The organism is Candidatus Aquicultor sp. (assembly GCF_054640775.1).
The window spans coordinates 1-3,101 of record NZ_JBTSLF010000262.1; the positions used below are offsets into that span (position 1 = coordinate 1).

The following is a 3,101-nucleotide window of genomic DNA, read 5'->3' on the forward strand; positions in this document are numbered from 1 at the left end:
CACCGAGGCCAGGCCTCCGATAATCACCGCCACAAATATAGTGATCGTTTCCAGGAAGGTAAACATATTCGGTTCCAGGTATCCCATCAACAAAGCGAATAATCCACCCTGTACTCCGATATAAAAAGAACTGACGGCGAAAGAAAGGAGCTTATACCGGGTTAGATTCACTCCCATAGCCTCGGCAGCGATATCATTGTCTCTTATGGCAATGAAGGCCCGGCCTACAAAAGAAGAGATCAGATTGTAAGAGGTCAGCGTAAAAAGAAAAACCAAAATAAAATTGAAATAATAATAAGTGGTGACCTGACTCAGGCCCAAGACGGGTTGCAGTTTTTGGACTGTAAGACCCATCCGGCCGCCGGAAAGGATTTCCGAGTTGACAAAAACCTGATAGACGGCAATGCCGAACCCGAGGGTGACGATAGCCAAATAGGGCCCTTTTAGTCGAAGCGAAGGAAATCCGATCAATATCCCGAAAATACCGGCCAACAGTCCAGAAAAAAATAGATTAACCAGGATGGGACTGCCCATTAGAGAAAGATGCCCGTAGGTAAAAGCTCCAATAGCCAGGAAACCGGCCTGACCGAAGGATATTTGGCCGGTATAGCCCATTAGAATATTCTGCCCTTGTATTCCAATGGAATAGATGAATATCAAGGTGGCCACATAAACCCAATACTCTCTGGCAAACCAAGGGAGCAGGATCAGGCCAACCAGTAACAGGACGACCCAGAATCCTGTTCCAAAACGCCCGATCAGACGCAAGTCTTCTTTATAGCTTTCAATCAAGTCCATAAATATTCACCCTTAAAAAGAGATAACCGAGGCAAGAGGCCTGATACAGGATAATGCCTGTCCAACCTGCAATGTTGGAGTACTGAAGTATTGGGAAGTATGGAGTATTAGAGTATTGGATTTTAATGCATCACTCCAGTACTCCAACAAAAAAAATTTCTAACTCCTCAATACCCCATTCTGCATCAGTTTCTTCCCCTATACAGAGATTCAATTAAATCAGCGTATCGTTTTTCCAGGAAACGGCGTTTGACCTTTTTAGTCGGGGTGACATCACCGTCTTCTTCATAAAAACGTCTGGGCAGTAAAGCAATTTTTTTTATCGATTCCACCTGGGACAGCGTGGTGTTGACCTTGGCCACTTCTTGATCAATTAATTTGACCACCTCGGGATTCTGGGTCAAACTTTCAAAAGTGGTAAAAGGAATACGGTTGTCCTGGGCATATTTATTGACGTTGTCTTCATCGATCAGAATCAGGGCCACAAGAAATTTGCGCCCGTCACCGATAACAACGGCATCCTGGATATAAGAACTGAACTTGAGCTTATTTTCAATATAAGCCGGTGTGATATTCTTACCGCCGGCAGTGATCAGGATGTCTTTTTTCCGGTCCATGATTTTGAGATAACCTTCATCCATGAGGCCGACATCACCGGTATAGAGCCAGCCGTCCTTGATGGTCTCGGCCGTAAGTTCGGGATCCTTTAAATAACCTTTAAAAACCCCCACTCCCCGGACCAGGATCTCCCCATCTTCGGCGATCTTGACTTCAACCCCGGGAATCGGTTCCCCCACAAAACCCCAGCGGGGGCGTTCCAGGCGTTGGAGGGCGATAACGCCGGTGGATTCAGTCTGTCCATAGCCTTCACGCAAAGGGATCCCCAGGGCGTTGAAAAATTCAAAAAGCTCGGGAGAGGCCGGTGCCGCCCCGCAAATGGCCAGACGGACCCTTTCAAATCCAAGCTGGCGTCGCAAATGATAAAGGACCAGCCAGTATAAAGGCCAATAGAGTAGAGCCCAGGTGCGATGTTCCTTTGAACCCTTGGGCGTTCGAATATACTTCATCCCTACGCCAATGGCCAGACGGTAGAGGGCTTTTTTCAGGATGGTGGAGTCGGACATGCGGATCTCAATCATGGAGGCAAACTTCTCCCATATCCTGGGGACACTGGCAAAAACCGTAGGGGAGACCTCGCGCAGGTTTTCCGGGAGCGTATCGATACTCTCCACAAAATTAACCCTGCACCCGCTCCAAATAGCCTGAAACAGAGAGATGAGATTTTCATAAATATGAGCCAAGGGAAGATAGGAGACTACTTCATCGGTCTCAAAGCCTTTATTGACCGTTACAAAAGATTCGGTCAAACCCAGGATGTTGCGATGGCTGATCATAGCCCCTTTAGGACGCCCGGTAGTTCCGGAGGTATAGATGATCATGGCCGTATCATCGCCCTTCAGTTGACTCAGGCGCTCTTCTACACAGCGGGGATTATTATCCAGAAAGGATTGGGCTTCTTTCATGAACTGGTCGAAAAAAATTATTTTTTCTTTTGAAAACCCCCAGAGTCCCTTAGGGTCCCAGATAATAATCTGTTTAATTGTATGCAAATCAGGCAGGATTTGAAGGATCTTATCGACCTGTTCTTCATTTTCAATAAACAGGACCTTGGACTCGGAATGACCCACCACATAGGCCACCTGGTCCGGTGCCGAGGTGGGATAAATCCCACAGGTAACCGCCCCGCTGGACATGGTCCCCAGATGACAGATCAGCCATTCGGGCCGGTTTTCACCCAGGATGGAAACCCGGTCTCCCGGTTCCACCCCCAAGGCCATCAGTCCGGCAGCTACCTGTCGGACCTTTCGCCCATATTCATTCCAGGAAACCCGCTTCCAGATCCCGTAATCCTTATTTCGCAGGGCCACCCGTTCTTGCAACCGTTCTACCTGGCGGAAAAATAATTCTGGAAAGTGCACGACCCCCTGATGCATTACCACCTCCTTCTTTTCTTGTAGAGCCGCCACCCCTTGGAGGAAGCCGCTTCTTGTCCCAGGCCCAAATACAATTCTTGAACATCTTCGTTTTCCATCAACTCTTTCGAGGTTCCTTTCAGGACAATTCGACCGGCCTCCAGAATATACCCGTAATTGGCAATTTTTAAAGCTAGTTTGGCATTTTGCTCTACCAGGAGTATGGTGGTTCCCAGCTTGCTGATCTTTTCCAGGGCCTCAAAGACATTGCGGGCCACCAGGGGTGCCAAGCCCAGAGAAGGCTCATCCAACATCAGCAGCTTTGGTTTG

General features: G+C 48.1%; 3 protein-coding genes. All 3 read right to left on the reverse strand.

The features are described 5' to 3' along the window. Nucleotides 1-798, reverse strand: a 798-nt coding sequence (locus ACYC56_RS13810; RefSeq protein ID WP_461374752.1) for a branched-chain amino acid ABC transporter permease, incomplete at its 3' end; no start/stop codon positions are given. Nucleotides 799-983: 185 nt separating this feature from the next. Then, nucleotides 984-2,792: an AMP-dependent synthetase/ligase gene (locus ACYC56_RS13815; protein ID WP_461374753.1), complete on the reverse strand. Its 1,809-nt coding sequence runs from the start codon at nucleotides 2,790-2,792 to the stop codon at nucleotides 984-986. Continuing rightward, nucleotides 2,792-3,101, reverse strand: a 310-nt coding sequence (locus ACYC56_RS13820; RefSeq protein WP_461374754.1) for an ATP-binding cassette domain-containing protein, incomplete at its 5' end; no start/stop codon positions are given. The genes ACYC56_RS13815 and ACYC56_RS13820, both read right to left, overlap by 1 nt.

Bases quoted from the DNA above. Each gene is read 5' to 3' on its own strand.
- ACYC56_RS13815 (WP_461374753.1), bottom strand. From the start codon at position 2,792: ATGCATCAGGGGGTCGTGCACTTTCCAGAATTATTTTTCCGCCAGGTA.